Here is a 17710-nt window from a genome sequence, read left to right as displayed (position 1 = left end):
GTTAAATATGACTACAAATTTAAAAATCGAAGTACCTGAATTTTTAAACATTGGTGTTGCTTGTACATCTGCTCATGTAGGAACAGATAAAGAAAACAACACAGCAATGATTATAGAAGATGATAAACTTGGTACAGATGAGATTACATATAAAGAGTTAGCAAAAAAGTCAGACCAATTATGTAACTTTTTAACTTCTATTGGTATTGTTCCTAGAGATAGAGTTTTAGTTTGTTTAAAAAACTCACTTGCTTACCCTATTTCATTTTTTGGAAGTATTAAAGCTGGAGTTACAGCTGTTCCAACTTCTACACTATTAAGTGGTTCAGAAGTTAAATACTTAGCTGAAGATTCACAAGCAAGTGCAATTGTATTATCAGCTTCTATGTATGAGAACTTAGTTCCATATTTAGAAAATGTTGATAATTTAAAAACAATTATTGTTGCAGCAATTGATAGTGTAGATGAGTTAAAAAAACCTAAGGGTATGAATGTATATTCTTTAAATGAAATTCTTGAAGAAACAGATGCTACACCAAACCATTATAATTCAAAAGCTGGTGAGCCTGCTTATTTAGTATATACTTCAGGAACAACTGGTTATCCAAAAGGTGTTTTACACTCACATAGATCATTAGTTGGAAGAACACCTGCTACTGAGTATTGGTTTAATTTTAAAGAGAATGATAGAATCATGCACTCAGGTAAATTCAACTGGACTTATGTATTAGGTTCAGCACTTATGGATCCATTATTTAATGGACATACTGTAATTGCTTATGAAGGTGCAAATGATGCATCAACTTGGGTTGATTTAATCAAAAAACACAAATGTACAATCTTTATTGGAGTTCCTACTATTTATAGACAGATTATCCAAAAAACTGATTTTACAATTGAAGATTGTCCAAGTTTAAGATACTGCATGAGTGCTGGTGAACACTTATCTGATGAGATGATTGGTTTATGGAGAGATAGATTCAAACAAGATATTTTTGAAGCTATTGGTATGAGTGAGTGTTCTTACTATATTTCACACTCTGTAAACAATCCAATTAGACCTGGAAGTGCTGGATTTGTTCAACCTGGACATATTGTAAAACTTCTTAACCCTGAAACTCTAGAAGAAGTTGGAGTTGAAGAGGAAGGTATGATTTGTATTGGTATGGATGACCCAGGATTATTTATTGAGTACTGGCAACTTGAAGAGGAAACTTCAAAAGCTAAGCATGATGGATACTTTTTTACAGGAGATTATGCTAAAAAAGACAAAGATGGTTATATCTGGTTTATAGGTAGAAAAGATGACATCATCAATACTTTTGGATTTAGAGTTTCTCCTCATGAAATAGAAAGAGTGGTAAAAACCCATGAAGCAGTTGCTGATTGTGTTGCATTTGGACTTGAGATTGGAAAAGACAAAACTTTAGTAGCTATTGCAGTTATTGGACACAAAGAGTTAACAAAAGAACAAGAAGAGGAAGTATTAGCTTACTCTCAAAACAATTTAGCAAAATACAAAGCTCCAAAACTAATCTTTGGAATGAAAGATTACCCAAGAACAAAAAATGGGAAGGTTCTTAGAAAACAACTTGTTAAACAATTACATGAACAATATCATGCAAAAGAAACAGGTGAAGAGATTGTAGAGTATAAAGCTAGAAGATCTATGATGTATGTACCTTCTTATAATAAGAAATATGTATTAAAATCTAAATCTATTTTGGCAGATTGTGTTGTTTTTGATTTGGAAGCAATTTTACAAGAGCAAAGAGAGATTGGAAGAAATATATTAAGAGAAGTTTATAAAGAAGATGGTGCTAAATTTGGAGAGTCTGAAAGAATTTTAAGAGTTAATGTTCTTGGAAGTGAAGATTTCAAAAAAGATATGGAACTAGCAAGTGAACTTGAAATTGATGCAATTTTATTTTCACAAATAGAGACTCCAGAGCAAGTATTAGAAGCAGAAAAAGCTTTAATGGCATTAAATCCAAACCTAACTATGATGGTTATGATTGAAACTCCATTGGCTATTTTAAACTCTCCAGAGATTTGTAGAGTTAGTTCTAAAGTTGAAGTTATTGTTGTTGGTTCAAATAAATTAGCAAATAGACTTCAAATAGATATAAAAAGAGGTTCAAAAGCTATGTTTAACTATCTAGCTAGAATTGCACTATCTGCAAAAGCTTATGGTAAAACAGTTATTGATGGACCACATTATGATGTACACGATGAGTTTGCTTGTGAAGATTCAACAAAAGATGCCTTTAATATTGGATTTGATGGTAAAGCTTTAGTTCACCCAGTACAAGTTGAATATATAAATGATATTTTTACTCCAAAACACTCAGAGGTTTTAGAGTATGAAGAGATGATTGAACAATATGAAAAAGCTGAAAAAGAAGGTAAAGAGGTAATTCTTTACAAAGATAAGCTTGTAGATGAATGTAAAATCAAATGGGCAAAAAAGATGATTACACTTTATGAAACATATAAAGCTTTAGGTCAAAATCTATTTGGTAAATAAGGAGAATAAAGTGTCAAAAATAAATATAGGTAATTTTTTTGAAGACTTTTCAATTGGTCAAGAGATTATTCACCCACTTCCTAGAACAATAAGTGAAGGAGATGTGTCTTTATACATCGCTTTCACTGGTTCTAGATTTGCCCTACACTCTTCAGATGTAGTAGCAACACAAATGGGTTATGATAAAAGACCAATTGATGATGTATTAATGTTTCATTTGACATTTGGTAAATCTGTACAAGATATATCTTTAAATGCTATTGCAAACTTAGGATATGCAGAGATTAGTTTTCCAAATCCAGTATATGTTGGTGACACAGTTTCTATGACATCAACAGTTATTGGATTAAAAGAGAACTCAAATGGTAAAAGTGGAGTTGTATATGTACACTCTATTGGTTTGAACCAAAATGGAGCTGAAGTTTTAAACTTCAAAAGATGGGTTATGGTTCATAAAAAAGATAAAACAACATTAACAGGTATTAAAGAGATTCCAACATTCAAAGAATCTACACCTATTAGTGATAATATCAATATACCAATAATAAACATGGTTGATACAGATGCAACAGGTGGTAAATACTTTTTTGAAGATTATGAAAAAGGTGAGAGACTAAATCACCCTGAAGGTATTACTATAGATAACAGTGATCATACTTTAGCAACAAAATTGTATCAAAACAATGCAAAAGTACACTTCAATGACCATATGATGAAATCTACACCTATGGGTGAAAGATTGATGTATGGTGGGATTATTATCTCAATTGCAAGAGCAATCTCATTTAATGGCTTACAAAATGCCCAATGGATGTATGCAATAAACAGTGGAGCTCACTGTAATCCTACATATGCAGGAGATACAATTTATGCTTATACTGAAGTGATTGATACAATTGATCATAAAAGAGATGATATTGGATTATTAAGATTAAGAACAGTAGCTGTTAAAAATCAAAAATCTGAAGAGATAAGTAATCCAAAAGATGAAGATGGTAAGTACTTAAAAAATGTAGTACTTGATTTAGATTACACTGTAATCATTCCAAAAAATAAAACTAAAAAGTAAGTTATAAGGTAAGAGTAACTCGTTACTCTCTTTAGGTTTTGCTACTTTTAGCAATTTTTTACAAATTGCGTTAAAAAGTAGACAAAGAACAAAAAAAGGTTCCCTTTTAAAATTTGGGAACCAAAATTTTAAGAAGGATATATTATGACACACCCAAATGAAGCACTATTTGAATCTGGTAAAAGTTTACCAATTATACCAACTTGTGAGCACTTTGCAGGAAGTGAAAAACTTATCAAAAAAGGTTTTGATATGCAAAGAAAGCTTGGTCCTGTTTTTGATATTACTTGTGACTGCGAAGATGGAGCAGAAACTGGTAAAGAGGTTGAACATGCTGAAATGATTGTAAGAGTTGTAAATTCTGAAGATAATCCATATGGTATGGCTGGAACTAGAATTCACGATTTCTCACATCCTGATTGGAAACAAGATGTTGATATTTTAGTTCCAGGTGCTGGTGAAAAATTAGCATATATAACTTTACCTAAATCAACTTCTTATGAAGATGTAAAAACTCAAATTGAATATATTCAAGAGGTTGCTAAAAAAGCAGGTATTAGTAGAGAGATTCCAATTCATATCTTAATTGAAACGCATGGAGCATTACAAGATGTAGAAAAAATTGCTACTTTACCTTGGTTACAAGTTTTAGATTTTGGTCTTATGGACTTTGTATCAGGTTACCAAGGTGCAATTCCAGCGATTAATATGAGAAGTCCAGGACAGTTTGAACACAGATTAATTGGAGCAGCTAAAGCAAAAGTTTGTCAAGCAGCAATCCAAAATCATGTTATTCCTTGTCATAATGTTACATTGGATTTAAAAAATCCTTACCAAACATATAAAGATGCGGAAAGAGCTAGAAATGAGTTTGGATTTATGAGAATGTGGTCAATTTACCCAACACAAGTACAAGCAATCGTTGATGCAATGAAACCAGACTTTACAGAATTAGAAGCTGCACAAAATATCCTACTTGCAGCTCAAGATGCAGAATGGGGACCAATCCAATATGATGGTGAGTTACATGACAGAGCTACATATAGATATTTTTGGGAGTTAGTTCAAAGAGGAAAATTCTCAGGGGCTAAACTATTAGATGAAACAGAAAAAAGATTTTTTTCTTAGTTTAAAATCTTAAGTTTTATTTTTGCAAGAGAGGAGTATGCTTCTCTCTTGAAAAAAAGTAAAAGGAAAAATGATGAAAAACACACTATTTATGCTCGTCGCCAACTACAGTGAGAAGAGTTTATACCGCGGTAGATTTTTATAGACAATAGAGCTTAACTACACAATAAACTTCAAACAAATTCTCACTCAAATAAATAATCACACTAAAATTAAAAAAACTTATTGTCAAAATTATTTATAATTAAAGGCAAATAAAATGGAAAAATATAATATAAAAACAGATGAATTAAAAGATTATTTAGGATTTGGTGTTGCAGGAAATTTTGCAGGACACCTTGGTGAAGCGGGAGAAGCAGACGAATTTTCAGTTATTCAAACAAAAGAACAAAATGCGCCAAAAGGTTTATTCCCTTTTTATATTCCAGAAGATGAATCTCATTTAGGAAACTTACCCTACTCTACAGATAAAATAAACTATAACAATTTAGAAAAATTACAAGTTGAAGCAGAAGTTGCACTACTTTGTGATTTTGTATATGATGATGGAAAACTAATAGATTTAATACCAAAGTATTTTGGAGCATTTAATGATTGTTCTAGTAGAGTTCAAGATGGAAGAAAACTAAGTACTAAAAAGAACTGGGGCAAAAACTCAAAAGGTATTTCACCAGATTTTATTAAAATTGATGATTTTACAGAAAAAGGTATCTTGAATAAGTACCATATAGCTTCATTTATTAGAAGAGATGGTGTACTTAAAAACTATGGAACAATTAGTGCAGTAAAATCGTATTCTTACTTTTTTGAGCAATTAAAAAATTGGATGATTGATCAATTTAATAATCAACCAGAGATGGGACCACTTGAAGGGTTACCTCAATATTTAGAAAAATTAAATAACTATAAGGGATTATTAATTGCAGCAGGGGCAACAGCTTATGCTGATTTTGGAAAACACAATTTTCTAAAACAAGGAGATGAAATCTTTGTTTATGTGTATGATGCACACTTTCACTCTTTTGAAGATATTAAAAAAGATATGTCAGGAATTGATATTCATCTTTCAAGATGTAGTAAATTACATCAAACTGTTGAATAATTAAACATAAAAAAGATATAAAAGTATTAAAAAAACTAATAATTGAAACTTTTCTGATACCATTTTAAGATATGATGATACTATCTAAATTGGGAGATGGTGATGAAAAGTTCAAGTTTTGGAAATAAACTACTTGTAAGAATATTAGGGGCTACTACTATAGTATTTATTGTTACTATATTTTTTATCTCAAAATATTCTTATGAAACTGCACAATCTGGGGCGCAGGCTTATGTAAAAGAGATGGCTAATAGTTATGCTACAAGAATACAAGGAAACTTGGATTTATCTGTAACTGTTGTAAAAACATTGTGGTCTAAATATCAAGAAGCTATAAATCATGAAAAGAAACTTGATGAAAAAGAGACAATCGCTTTATTAACATCTATCTTAAAAGATAATGATCAAATACTTGGTCTTTGGTGGTCTATGAGAGATGGAACACTTCTTTTTAATAAGAAAACTGAAAATAACACTAATCCTGATAGTTGGTATGATAAAGCAGGTGTCTTTAGCCCATATGTAACACGGTCTAAAGATGGTATTATTATTCAAACTGGAGCAGAATACAATGAAGAAAACGGTTGGATAAAAGGACCAAAAGAAGCAAATAAGGAGTTTATTACGGCACCTTACGTGTACCCTATAGCAGGAGTTGATACACTAATGAATACTGTTGCTATACCATTATATAAAGATGGAAAGTATGCTGGTGTAATTGGTGCTGAAATTGCATTAGATACATTTGGAGAACTTGCAAAATCTATTAAAGTTTATGATAATGGATATGCTTTTATTGTAGATAATTATGGAACTATTGTTGGACACCCTGACAAAAAGTTAATTTCTAAGAAAGTATCAGAAGTAACTAAAAATGATAAAGAGTATAAGAATGCTTTAGAGAGTGTTAAAAAGTCAAAAGATTATACTTTTGTAAAAAAATCATATACTACAGGATTAGAAACATATAACTATGTTAAACCATTTAAAATTAGTAAAGCAGATGTTAACTGGTCTATATTTATCAATGCACCTGTTGATGAATATTTATCACTTGCAAATTTCATTAGAAACTTTTCAATTATAGCTGCAATTCTTGGTATTTTAATTGTAGGAATTACGATTTTTATAAGTGTTAAGCAACTTAAATCAAACCTTACAGTTATAACAGATGGTCTTAAATCATTCTTTTTATATTTAAATAAAGAAGCCTCTACAACAAAACAAATTGATTTAATCTCAAATGATGAATTTGGACAAATGGCAAAAAACATCAATGATAATATTATAAAAATATCAAAAAGTATTGATGAAGATAACCATCTTATTGAAAATGTAAAAAATGTTGTAAATAATGTGAGTAAAGGTTATTTAGATAAAAGAATTATGGAAAATACATCTACTGATTCATTAAATGAATTAAAAAAACTTTTAAATGATATGCTTGAAAACTTAGAATCTTTAGTAGGAAAAGATATCAATAAAATTAGTGATGTATTAAGTAAATATACACAAAGAGACTTTACTGCTAAACTAAACAAAGAAACATCAGGAAAAATTGGTCAAGAATTAATTGAGATGAATAACATGATGACTCAAATGTTACAAGATAGTCAAAGAGATGGTATAAATCTTCAAAAAAGTTCTGATGAGTTAACACAAAATGTTCAAACATTAAGTAAAAATGCAACGTCACAAGCTGCTTCTTTAGAAGAAACTGCCGCTTCAATTGATGAGATCACAGGTAATATTCAACATACAAGTGTAAAAGCTCAAGAGATGCAAAATATCTCTAATGAAACTAAAGATTCTGCAATCACAGGTAAAAATCTTGCAAACGATACAGTTAAAGCTATGGATGAGATAAATGAAACAGTAATTAATATCAATGAAGCTATCTCTGTTATTGATCAAATTGCATTCCAAACAAATATTCTATCACTAAATGCAGCTGTTGAAGCAGCAACTGCTGGTGAAGCTGGAAAAGGATTTGCTGTTGTTGCACAAGAAGTAAGAAATCTTGCAGCTAGATCAGCTGAAGCTGCTAAAGAGATTAAAGACTTAGTTGAAAATGCTACAACTAGAGCAAACAACGGTAAAATAATTAGTACTAAAATGATTGAAGGTTTTAGTAGTTTAGAAGAAAAAATCTCTACAACAAATAATCTAATTGAAGATGTATCAAATGCTGCTAAAGAGCAAAATTTAGGTATGACACAAATTGCTGATGCAATGAATCAATTAGATAAATTTACTCAAGAAAATGCTGCAATTGCAGATCAAACAAATGATATTGCAAAAGGAACTAACAATATTGCATTAGATGTTGTAAAAAATGTTAATATCAATGAATTTGATGGGAAAAATAGTTAATATGAGTAGAAGCTTTAAAGCTTCTGCTTATTTTAAGAAGCTTTTTGTGCTAATATAAATTCTTTATATTTTTTTGCTGTGTTATAACTTATTTCTGCTGTTTTAGCCACACTATAAACTGTAATATCTTTATTCTCTAATCTTAATACATTTACTGCATTAACAACCGCATTTTTACTTTTTTTTCTTTTTACATTGTTTGCTTTAACTGTTGCTTTTACTTTCTTTTTTGTACAAGATAATACTGATTTTTTAAACTCTTCATTTATTCGATTATATAAAGTTATATCATTTTGAAGTAATATTTTTTGTATTGCATTAAATTCATTATCTGTAATTGTTATTCTCATAAATCCCCTATTTTTCGTTTTCAAGACCGTAATTATATAGTAAAAACCTTAAAATAACTTTCAATTTGTTATAACATTTTGAAATCGTTTAAAGATAAAAAAAGTCTTGCAAAAATGCAAGACTTTTTTTATAAATATTTAGATTATAAATCAACCATTGCTTTAAAAAAGGCTCCACTTCTACCAACATTATCCACATGAACATGAGATCTTTCATCTAATCTACCATCTTCAATAAACTGCTTTTTAATCTCTAAAATTATTGGTGTAGTTTTACCTGGCAATTCTACCTCTTTATAAAACTCACAAAATAAAGCAGTTTGTGTTGAAGCAATCATTGCAGGAAAATCATCTAAAGGCTTTTGAACATCAATCTCATAAGTTTTAATCTCACTTTCATCTTTTCCTAAAGGCATAGCACAGTTTTTAACATCATCACAGTTATCTTTGTTTACAAAACAGATAGTTGCTTTTTTATGTTTTCTAATATTAAAAAGAGTATCTTTTGCACTTCCATCCTCCTTTTTACCAATTGATACAATAACAACAGGGGGATTTGAAGATAAAGGTACAAAATAAGAAAATGGCGCAGCATTAATAACTCCATCATCTTCTGTTACAATCCAAGCAATAGGTCTAGGAACAACTGTATCAGACATAATTTTATATCTATTTAAATCATTTACATCAGCATAATCAAGTATCATAAATTTCCCTTTTTTTAGTGAATATATTATAAAAAACTATTAAATAAAAGCTTAAAATGTAACCCTTAGGAAATATAAATTTAAATAAAATTAGTTATAATTTTTATAAAAAGGTTATTTGTGAATAAAATAATAGAGATTTTTAAAGAGATTACTACTATTCCTAGATGTAGTGGAACTCATCAACCATTTATAGAATATATCCAAAATTATGCTAAAAAATATGATTACAACTGCTTTGTAGATAACTACAACAATATATTATGTAAAAAAGATAATTCAAAAGCAAAACTATGTATTCAAAACCACTACGATATAGTATGCTTAAAAGATAATTGTGTTCCAACTATAGTTGAAGAAGATGGCTTTTTTAAAGCAGCTGAATCAACTTTAGGAGCAGACAATGGAATTGGTTGTTCTTATATGCTTTGGTTAATGTCTGAAGGTTATGATTGTGAGTATCTATTTACCTCAGATGAAGAGATAGGTCTTATAGGTGCAAACAATTTAGAGTTAGAACTAAAAGCTTCATATATGCTAAATATTGATAGTGAAGAGGAAGGTGAAATCTGTATAGGTTGTGCAGGGGGAGTTGATATTTTTGCAAAAAATAGCTCTAAAAAAATCATTGAAAATACAGAAAACTATGAACTTTATGAAGTAGAAATTTCAAAATTACCAGGTGGTCACAGTGGTGTTGATATTCATAAAAATGTTCCAAATGGTATAAAATTAATTGGAGAATTTGTAACTGAAAACAAGGGTTTATTGTTAGACATAAATGGAGGTGAAAGAATCAATTCTATTCCTGTAAATGTAAAAGCCATAATAGCCTTTAAAGATTATCCATCAATAAAAGTACATGATAATATTTGTATAAGTAAAATTGAGACAAAAAGCGAACATTTAAATATTTGGAATAGTGATATTACTAATTTTATTTATACATTTGCAAATGGAGTTAGAGGTTTTGACAAAGAATTAAATGTTGTTCTAAACTCAATAAATTTAGCAAAAATCTCTACAAATATTGATGAAATTGAGATAGAATTAAGTGCAAGATCTATGTCAAATATTGAACTAGAAAAAATCAAAAAAGAAACAAAACTTTTATTAGAATCTTTTGGTTTTGAAGTTAAAACAGCAGGTAAATATCCAGCATGGAAACCAGATGTAAATGAGTTTACAAATCAAGTTTTAGAGATATATAAAAAGTATGATGAAAATGCAAGTTTAGAAGCAATACATGCTGGACTTGAATGTGCAATTTTTAAAGATAAATTTCCAAATATGAAAATAGCTTCAATAGGACCAAATATTTTTAATCCCCACTCTACTAGAGAAAAAGTTGAAATAGAATCAATAAACAAACTTTCTAAAATAGTAATAGAGATTGTAGATTCTATATAGGTAAAAAATGAATATATTTAAAATCACTGATAACTGGGAATATTTTAATTTAGATAATAAAATAAAAGAGATAAATCTTTTTTATGAAGAAAATAAAAGTAAAAAAAGTGTTATCTTTGATTTTAAAGAATTAAAAAATATAGACTCTTCTGGAATTATTCTATTAATAAAATATCTAGTACTTTTTGAAAAAAACAATATAGAAACAATAATAGAAAATATTAGTGATAAGCATAAAAAAATGTTAGAGTTGTACAAAGGCAACTATGTACATAAAGATTCTATTATAAAAAAAGAGCCCTCTTTTATCCAAAGTATTGGAAAAGAGATTTTTGACGCTTCTAATACTTTTAAAAAATTTCTTTATTTTATTGGCAAGCTTTGTGTTTATTTTTTCTATCTTTTACTTCATCCTTCAAAAATTAGATTTAAATCTATTATAAATCAAATTGAAATAGCTGCAATACCAATATTACCAATTATAGGATTAGCACTATTTTTAGTTGGTTTTGTAACTGCATATCAAGGTGCTGATCAGTTAAATAGATTTGGAGCTGCTATTATAGTTATTGAGATGTCAACAATGTCCATGTTTAGAGAAATAGCACCTTTTTTAGCAGCTGTAGTTATAGCAGGTAGAAGTGCTTCTTCATACACAGCACAAATTGGTACTATGAAAATTACTGAAGAGATAAGTGCTATGAGAACTATGGGCTTTGATATTGATATATTTCTAATCATTCCTAGAATTATTGCTTTAATTATAGTACTACCTCTAATAGTATTTTTTGCTGATATGGCATCATTACTGGGTGAAATGATAATTGTAAAATACCATCTTGGTATTTCATATACACAATTTATTAATAGAATTTATGAATATGTTGAGATTAGACACATTATGTTGGGTATTTTAAAAGCTCCACTTTTTGGAATATTAATTGCAGTTATTGGTTGCTATAGAGGATTACAAGTTAAAAGTGGTACAGATATAGGTAAATATACAACTAAAGCTGTTGTTGATTCAATTTTTTGGTTAATTATTATTAATGCTCTTATATCTTTATTATCTATAGAGTTAGGATTTTAAGTGGTAAAAGTAAGAAATATCTCAACAGCATTTGATGAAAAAATTGTTCATGATAATATCTCTTTTGATATTAAAAAAGGTGAAATCTTTGGTATCTTAGGTGGTAGTGGTAGTGGAAAGAGCGTACTACTTCGTCAAATTATCATGCTAGATGAAATCCAAAAAGGAACAATTGAAGTATTTGATAAAAATATAAATAACTTAAATATGAAACAAAGAAATGAAATAAAAAGAAACTGGGGAGTCTTGTTTCAATTTGGTGCCCTATTCTCATCTTTAAGTGTTATAGAAAATATAGGAATAATGTTAAAAGAAAATACAAACTTTTCACAAGATTTAATTGAAGACATTGCCTACACCAAGTTGAATATGGTTGGTCTTGATCCTAGTGTAGGAAAACTTTATCCAGAAGAGTTAAGTGGAGGGATGAAAAAAAGAGTTGCACTAGCAAGAGCTTTAGCACTTGACCCTAAAATACTTTTTTTAGATGAACCAACTTCTGGCTTAGATCCAGCTAGTGCAAAAGCATTTGATACTTTAATTGCACAACTAAGAGATATGTTAGGACTAACAGTTGTAATAATTACCCATGAATTAAATACAATAAAAAATGTTTTAGATAGATTTTTAATAATTTCAAATACCAAACTAGCAATAACTGGTACCTATGAAGATGCAAAGAATGCAAATAATCCAGTTATCAATAAGTTTTTAAAACTCTAAAAAGGAAAACCTTGGAAAATAAAGCTAAATACACTACCGTCGGACTTTTTGTTTTAATATTTACTATAGGAATGGTTGCATTTATACTTTGGCTTGCCAGATATAATGTGGATGATATTACAGCAAGAGAATATAGAGTTTATAGTACAAACTCTGTAGCAGGATTGAACAAAAACTCTATAGTTCAATACAAGGGTTTAAATATTGGTACAGTAAAAGATATTAGAGTAAATCCAAAAAATCTTGAAGAGATAGAGATTATATTAAAAGTAACTCAACCACAATTAATAAAAACTGACAGTTTTGCAATTATTGAATCACAAGGTGTTACAGGAAATAAACTTGTAGAGATAAGTGGTGGAAGTCAAGATGCCAAAATTTTAGAACAAAATAAAGATGCCACTTATACAAAAATACCTTTAAAAAAATCCTTCATAGATAAGATAACATCAAGTGCAGGAAATATAACTACAAATATTGAAACTCTTTTAAAAAGAATAGAACTATTACTAAATGATAAAAATATAAAAAATATTGAAAATATTTTAAGTAATAGCAGTGATTCAACAAAAAATCTAAATATTTTGCTAAAAAAAGCTAATACTTTAGTTGAAACATCATTACCAAATACTTTAAATAATATTGATAAAATGACTAATAGTATTGATGAAGTTGTAAGAGATGATATATCAAATGTTGCAAAAGAGGTTAATACTTTAGCTAAAAACTTTAATTCAGTTAGTTCAGATATCAAAATAATTATAAATGAAGATGTTAAACATCTACTTGAAGATTTAAGAAAAACAGCTAAATCGTCTCAAAATATTGATGGTGTTTTAGATAAATTAGAGAATACTATTGAAAAAATTGATTCAACAATTGAAGACTTTAATGAAAACGGAGGGAATATGATATTTAATACAAGAGAGATTCCATATGGTCCAGGAGAAAAAAATGATTAAATCAAGTACATTAGCACTACTTTCTATTATCTTATTTAGTGGTTGTATCTCAGTAACAAATGAACTACCTTCATATAATACATACAATCTGAATATTTATGAGCAAAATATTAAATCTACAAAGTATTTAGAAAAAAGTATAAATGTTCTAGAACCAAAAACTATCACAAGTTATAACAGCAAAAATATTTTATATTCAAAAGACAATTTAGAATATGATAAATATGCTTTAAATAAATGGATGGATAGACCAACAAAAATGTTACAAAAACAAATGGCAAAATATCTAACTTTTACTAAAGACTATAAATATATTAGTACCTCAAATTTAAAAATTGAAAGTGATTATAATTTAGTTAGTCAATTAGTAGATTTTAATCATTTATTTGAGGAAGATAAATCATATGCAAAATTTACAATCAGAGTTTATTTAGTAAATAATAAAAATGAAAAAGTGTATTTTAAAAACTTTACATATAAGAAAATATGTATGACAAATGATGCTTTAGGTTTTGTAAAAACTATTGAAATGCTTACTAATAAATTTTATGTTGACTTAAATAATTTTATTATTTCATCTATACAGTAATATTTATAGATTTTTTTAATAAAATAACTAAAATCAAAAACACAATAGTTTATTTAGGAAGTTAATGAAAAACTCAAATGAAAGAATTATTCTTTTAATAATTAAATATACCCCACCATTTTTTATAATACTTTTATCTATTGTAATAACTTTTATTTTATTTCAAAATACTAAAAATGTTTTCTTTAAAGAAAAAGAAATAACACAAAATCAATTCATAAACAATAACAAAGATAAAATAAAAACAGATGTTAATCACCTATATGAATTTATTAGAAAAGAACAAGCACTAACAGAAAAGACTTTAAAAGAAAACCTTAAAGAAAGGGTAAATGAAGCTTATTCTATCGCAATGAATATTTATAATGAAAATAAACACTTGGGAAAAGAGAAAGTAAAAAAACTTATAAAAGATGCTCTTAGAAAAATAAGATTCAACAATGGTAGAGGATATTATTTTATTTACTCGTTTGATTATGAATGTATTTTATTACCAATAAACAAAAGTTTAGAAGGAAAAAACTTTTATAACTACCAAGATTCAAAGGGGCTTTTTCTAACAAGAGAGATTGTAAATAGAATACAAAATCAAAATGAAGTATTTTTAACTTGGTGGTACCATAAACCTAATGATATGCAAAAACAATATAAAAAATTAGGATTTAATAAACATTTTGAACCATATAATTGGTTTATCGGAACAGGTGAATATTTCAATGATTTTGAAGATGATGTGAAAAAAAATGTAATTAAGTATATTAAAAATTATAATTTTACAAATAGTGAATACTTTTTTGTTTTAAATTATGATGGGAAATACTTAAACCATGCAGATGAAGAACTAATTGGTACAAATGCCTTTGAAGTGGGAAATACAAAACCTGAAGATATTGAAAAAATAATAGATGCAGGAAAAAACAACTCTTCAAATTTTGTCTCTTATGTACAATTGAGAAAACCAAATACTGATATGTCTGCAAAAAAGACAAGTTATGTAAAAGGTATTGATAATTGGCAATGGATAATAGGAAAAGGTTTTTACGAAAATGAAGTAAATGAAATAATAAAAAAAGAAGAAAAATTAATCAATCAACGATTAAGAGACAATCTAAAACAACTTATTTTATTTACTATTGTTTTAACAATAATACTATTACTAATCTCTTTTTATATGTCAAAATTCTTAAAGAAAAAATTTAGAAACTATCAACGACAAATTGAAAAGAAACAAAATGAATTAGTAAGACAGCAAGAGATGTTAGCCCAACAATCAAAACTTGCTGCTATAGGTACAATGATAGGAAATATCGCCCATCAGTGGAGACAACCTTTATCTTTAATATCAACTATTGCAACTGGTACAAAATTAAAAAAAGAGATGGGTTCTCTTGAGGATAAAGAGTTGATTGATGGCTTAGATAATATAAATCAAACAACTCAATATCTATCAAAAACAATTGATGATTTTAGAAACTTTTTTAATACAAATAAAGTAAAAAAAGAGTTTTCAGTAGAAGAAGCATTTAATAATTGTTTTAATCTTATAAATGTTCAATTTAAAAACCATAACATTGATATTATCAAAAATATAAATGATTCAATCATATATGGAATTCAAACAGAATTAGTTCAAGTTTTAATTAATCTATTAAATAATTCAAGGGATGAATTATTAAAATTGGAAAATCAAAAAAAGCTTATTTTTATTGATACAAAAGAGAAAAATGATGAATTAATAATCCAAATAAAAGATAATGCCGGTGGAATAGATGAAAAAATAATCAAACACCTTTTTGAACCATATTTTACTACAAAACATCAATCTCAAGGTACTGGTATTGGATTGTATATGAGTGAAGAGATAATTGTAAAACATATGAGAGGAACAATTACTATAGAAAATACTGAATTTACTTATGAAAATATCCATTACAAAGGTGCGTTAGCTACTATTAAATTAAAACTTCACAATTAATTGTGAATTAGAGTAACTTGATTGGATTTATAGTTACTCTTCTATCTTTTTTATTTCTTTTAATAATCTCAAATTAGTTATAATATTCTAAATTTTATAAAAGGCGTTTTAATGGGAAAAATCACAGAAAATGATATAAAACAAAGTATAGCAGATGCAGTACAATATATTTCGTACTACCATCCAGAAGATTTCGTAAAAGGGATGGTAGAAGCATATGAAAAAGAGAAAAGTGAATCAGCAAAAAATGCAATCGGACAAATATTAATAAACTCAAAAATGTGTGCAATGGGACATAGACCTTTATGTCAAGATACAGGAAGTGTAAATGTATTTATAAAAGTTGGTACAAAAGCACAGCTTGATATTCAAAATGAATTAGAAGATATTATCAACGCAGGTGTGGCACAAGGATATACACACCCTGATAACACTTTAAGATATTCAATTGTAAGTGACCCAGCAGGTGAAAGAAAAAATACTAAAAATAATACTCCAGCAGTAATTCATTATAGTATTGATAACTCAGATAAAATAGAAATCACAGTTGCAGCTAAAGGTGGAGGAAGTGAAAATAAATCTAAATTCACTGTTTTAAATCCATCAGATGATATCTATACTTGGGTTATGGATAATGTAGCTCAAATGGGAGCTGGATGGTGTCCTCCAGGAATCTTAGGTATTGGTATTGGTGGAAACCCAGAAAAAGCAATGCTTATGGCTAAAGAATCTTTAATGGGTCATGTTGATATTCATGAACTAAAAGAAAGAGGACCTAAGAATGCAGTTGAAGAGTTAAGACTAAGATTATATGAAGATATTAATAAAATTGGTATTGGTGCACAAGGACTTGGTGGTATCACAACTGTATTAGATGTAAAAATCTTAGATTACCCATGTCACGCCGCTTCATTACCAGTAGCTATGATTCCAAACTGTGCAGCTACTAGACATATTCATTTTGAATTAGATGGTAATGGAGCAGCTAAATTTGAGAAACCAGATTTAGACCTATGGCCAGATATTGAATTACCAATGGATACTATTAAAAAAGTAAATATTGAAGATTTAACAAAAGAGAAACTACAAGAGTTTAAATCAGGTGATACGTTACTATTATCTGGAAAAATCTTAACTGCAAGAGATGCAGCACATAAGAAAATTGTTGAATACAAAAATGCTGGTAAACCACTTCCAAATGGAGTAGATTTAAAAGATAGATTTATCTACTATGTTGGACCAGTTGATCCAGTAAGAGATGAGAAAGTTGGACCTGCTGGACCTACTACATCTACAAGAATGGATAAATTTACAAAAGACATGATGGAAATTGGAATCATGGGAATGATTGGTAAAGCTGAAAGAAAGCAACCTACAATTGATTTAATTAAAGAGTACAAATCAATGTATTTAATTGCAACAGGTGGAGCAGCTTATTTAATTTCACAATCTATTAAAGATGCAAAAGTATTAGCATTTGAAGAGATGGGAATGGAAGCTATCTATGAATTTGAGGTAAAAGACATGCCTGTTACTGTTGCTGTTGACACAGAGGGTAACTCTATTCATACTACTGGGCCTGCTAAGTGGAGAGCTATTTAGTATTCTTTTTTAGACAATAAGAGGAAAACCTCTTATTGTTTCTATCTAACACAATCTTTATTTTTTGAACTTTCCTTTATGATAACAATTATTATAATTAAAT

Annotated in this window: 14 protein-coding genes; 12 read left to right on the top strand and 2 right to left on the bottom strand. The window is 28.3% G+C overall.

The window, feature by feature from the left end; all coding sequences use genetic code 11:
• Positions 1-7: 7 nt before the first annotated feature.
• The 5 genes from ACKU3H_RS10905 (at position 8) to ACKU3H_RS10885 (ending at position 8199) form a co-directional block, all read left to right on the top strand.
• Entirely contained in the window at positions 8-2527 is a 2520-nt protein-coding gene (locus ACKU3H_RS10905; RefSeq protein ID WP_320033888.1) for an aldolase/citrate lyase family protein, read from the top strand.
• A 10-nt stretch (positions 2528-2537) separates the two neighbouring features.
• Complete coding sequence (locus ACKU3H_RS10900) at positions 2538-3596, top strand: MaoC family dehydratase (protein ID WP_320033887.1); 1059 nt, start codon at positions 2538-2540, stop codon at positions 3594-3596.
• A 144-nt stretch (positions 3597-3740) separates the two neighbouring features.
• The gene (locus tag ACKU3H_RS10895) at positions 3741-4724 is read left to right on the top strand and encodes an aldolase/citrate lyase family protein (RefSeq protein WP_320033886.1); all 984 of its coding nucleotides are present in this window, start codon (positions 3741-3743) and stop codon (positions 4722-4724) included.
• Positions 4725-4983: 259 nt separating this feature from the next.
• Positions 4984-5826: a DUF5718 family protein gene (locus ACKU3H_RS10890; protein WP_320033885.1), complete on the top strand. Its 843-nt coding sequence runs from the start codon at positions 4984-4986 to the stop codon at positions 5824-5826.
• 102 nt (positions 5827-5928) lie between these two features.
• Entirely contained in the window at positions 5929-8199 is a 2271-nt protein-coding gene (locus tag ACKU3H_RS10885) for a methyl-accepting chemotaxis protein (protein WP_320033884.1), read from the top strand.
• Between the two features lie 32 nt (positions 8200-8231).
• Here ACKU3H_RS10885 and ACKU3H_RS10880 read toward each other — a convergent pair whose 3' ends face one another.
• Both ACKU3H_RS10880 and ACKU3H_RS10875 read right to left on the bottom strand, forming a co-directional pair.
• The gene (locus ACKU3H_RS10880) at positions 8232-8549 is read right to left on the bottom strand and encodes a hypothetical protein (protein WP_320033883.1); all 318 of its coding nucleotides are present in this window, start codon (positions 8547-8549) and stop codon (positions 8232-8234) included.
• Positions 8550-8692: 143 nt separating this feature from the next.
• Positions 8693-9256: a flavin reductase family protein gene (locus ACKU3H_RS10875; RefSeq protein WP_320033882.1), complete on the bottom strand. Its 564-nt coding sequence runs from the start codon at positions 9254-9256 to the stop codon at positions 8693-8695.
• A gap of 120 nt (positions 9257-9376) precedes the next feature.
• On the opposite strand from ACKU3H_RS10875, the gene ACKU3H_RS10870 reads away from it, so the two are divergent.
• From ACKU3H_RS10870 to ACKU3H_RS10840, 7 genes are all read left to right on the top strand, one after another.
• Complete coding sequence (locus ACKU3H_RS10870; protein WP_320033881.1) at positions 9377-10666, top strand: M20/M25/M40 family metallo-hydrolase; 1290 nt, start codon at positions 9377-9379, stop codon at positions 10664-10666.
• A gap of 7 nt (positions 10667-10673) precedes the next feature.
• Entirely contained in the window at positions 10674-11756 is a 1083-nt protein-coding gene (locus ACKU3H_RS10865) for an ABC transporter permease (protein WP_320033880.1), read from the top strand.
• The gene (locus ACKU3H_RS10860) at positions 11757-12479 is read left to right on the top strand and encodes an ATP-binding cassette domain-containing protein (protein WP_320033879.1); all 723 of its coding nucleotides are present in this window, start codon (positions 11757-11759) and stop codon (positions 12477-12479) included.
• A gap of 11 nt (positions 12480-12490) precedes the next feature.
• The gene (locus ACKU3H_RS10855; RefSeq protein ID WP_320033878.1) at positions 12491-13441 is read left to right on the top strand and encodes an MlaD family protein; all 951 of its coding nucleotides are present in this window, start codon (positions 12491-12493) and stop codon (positions 13439-13441) included.
• Positions 13434-14030 (top strand): hypothetical protein, encoded by a 597-nt coding sequence (locus ACKU3H_RS10850; protein WP_320033877.1) that lies wholly within the window; start codon positions 13434-13436, stop codon positions 14028-14030. Before ACKU3H_RS10855 ends, ACKU3H_RS10850 begins: the two co-directional genes overlap by 8 nt.
• Before the next feature lie 64 nt (positions 14031-14094).
• Positions 14095-16005, top strand: a complete 1911-nt coding sequence (locus ACKU3H_RS10845; RefSeq protein WP_320033876.1) for a cache domain-containing protein — start codon at positions 14095-14097, stop codon at positions 16003-16005.
• A 111-nt stretch (positions 16006-16116) separates the two neighbouring features.
• Entirely contained in the window at positions 16117-17607 is a 1491-nt protein-coding gene (locus tag ACKU3H_RS10840; RefSeq protein ID WP_320033875.1) for a fumarate hydratase, read from the top strand.
• The last annotated feature ends 103 nt before the right edge of the window (positions 17608-17710 follow it).

It is taken from the genome of Halarcobacter sp. (genome assembly GCF_963675975.1).
Classification (GTDB): Bacteria; Campylobacterota; Campylobacteria; order Campylobacterales; family Arcobacteraceae; genus Halarcobacter.
Note: the sequence above shows the minus strand (reverse complement) of the source record. Positions and strands in the feature narration are given on the sequence as shown.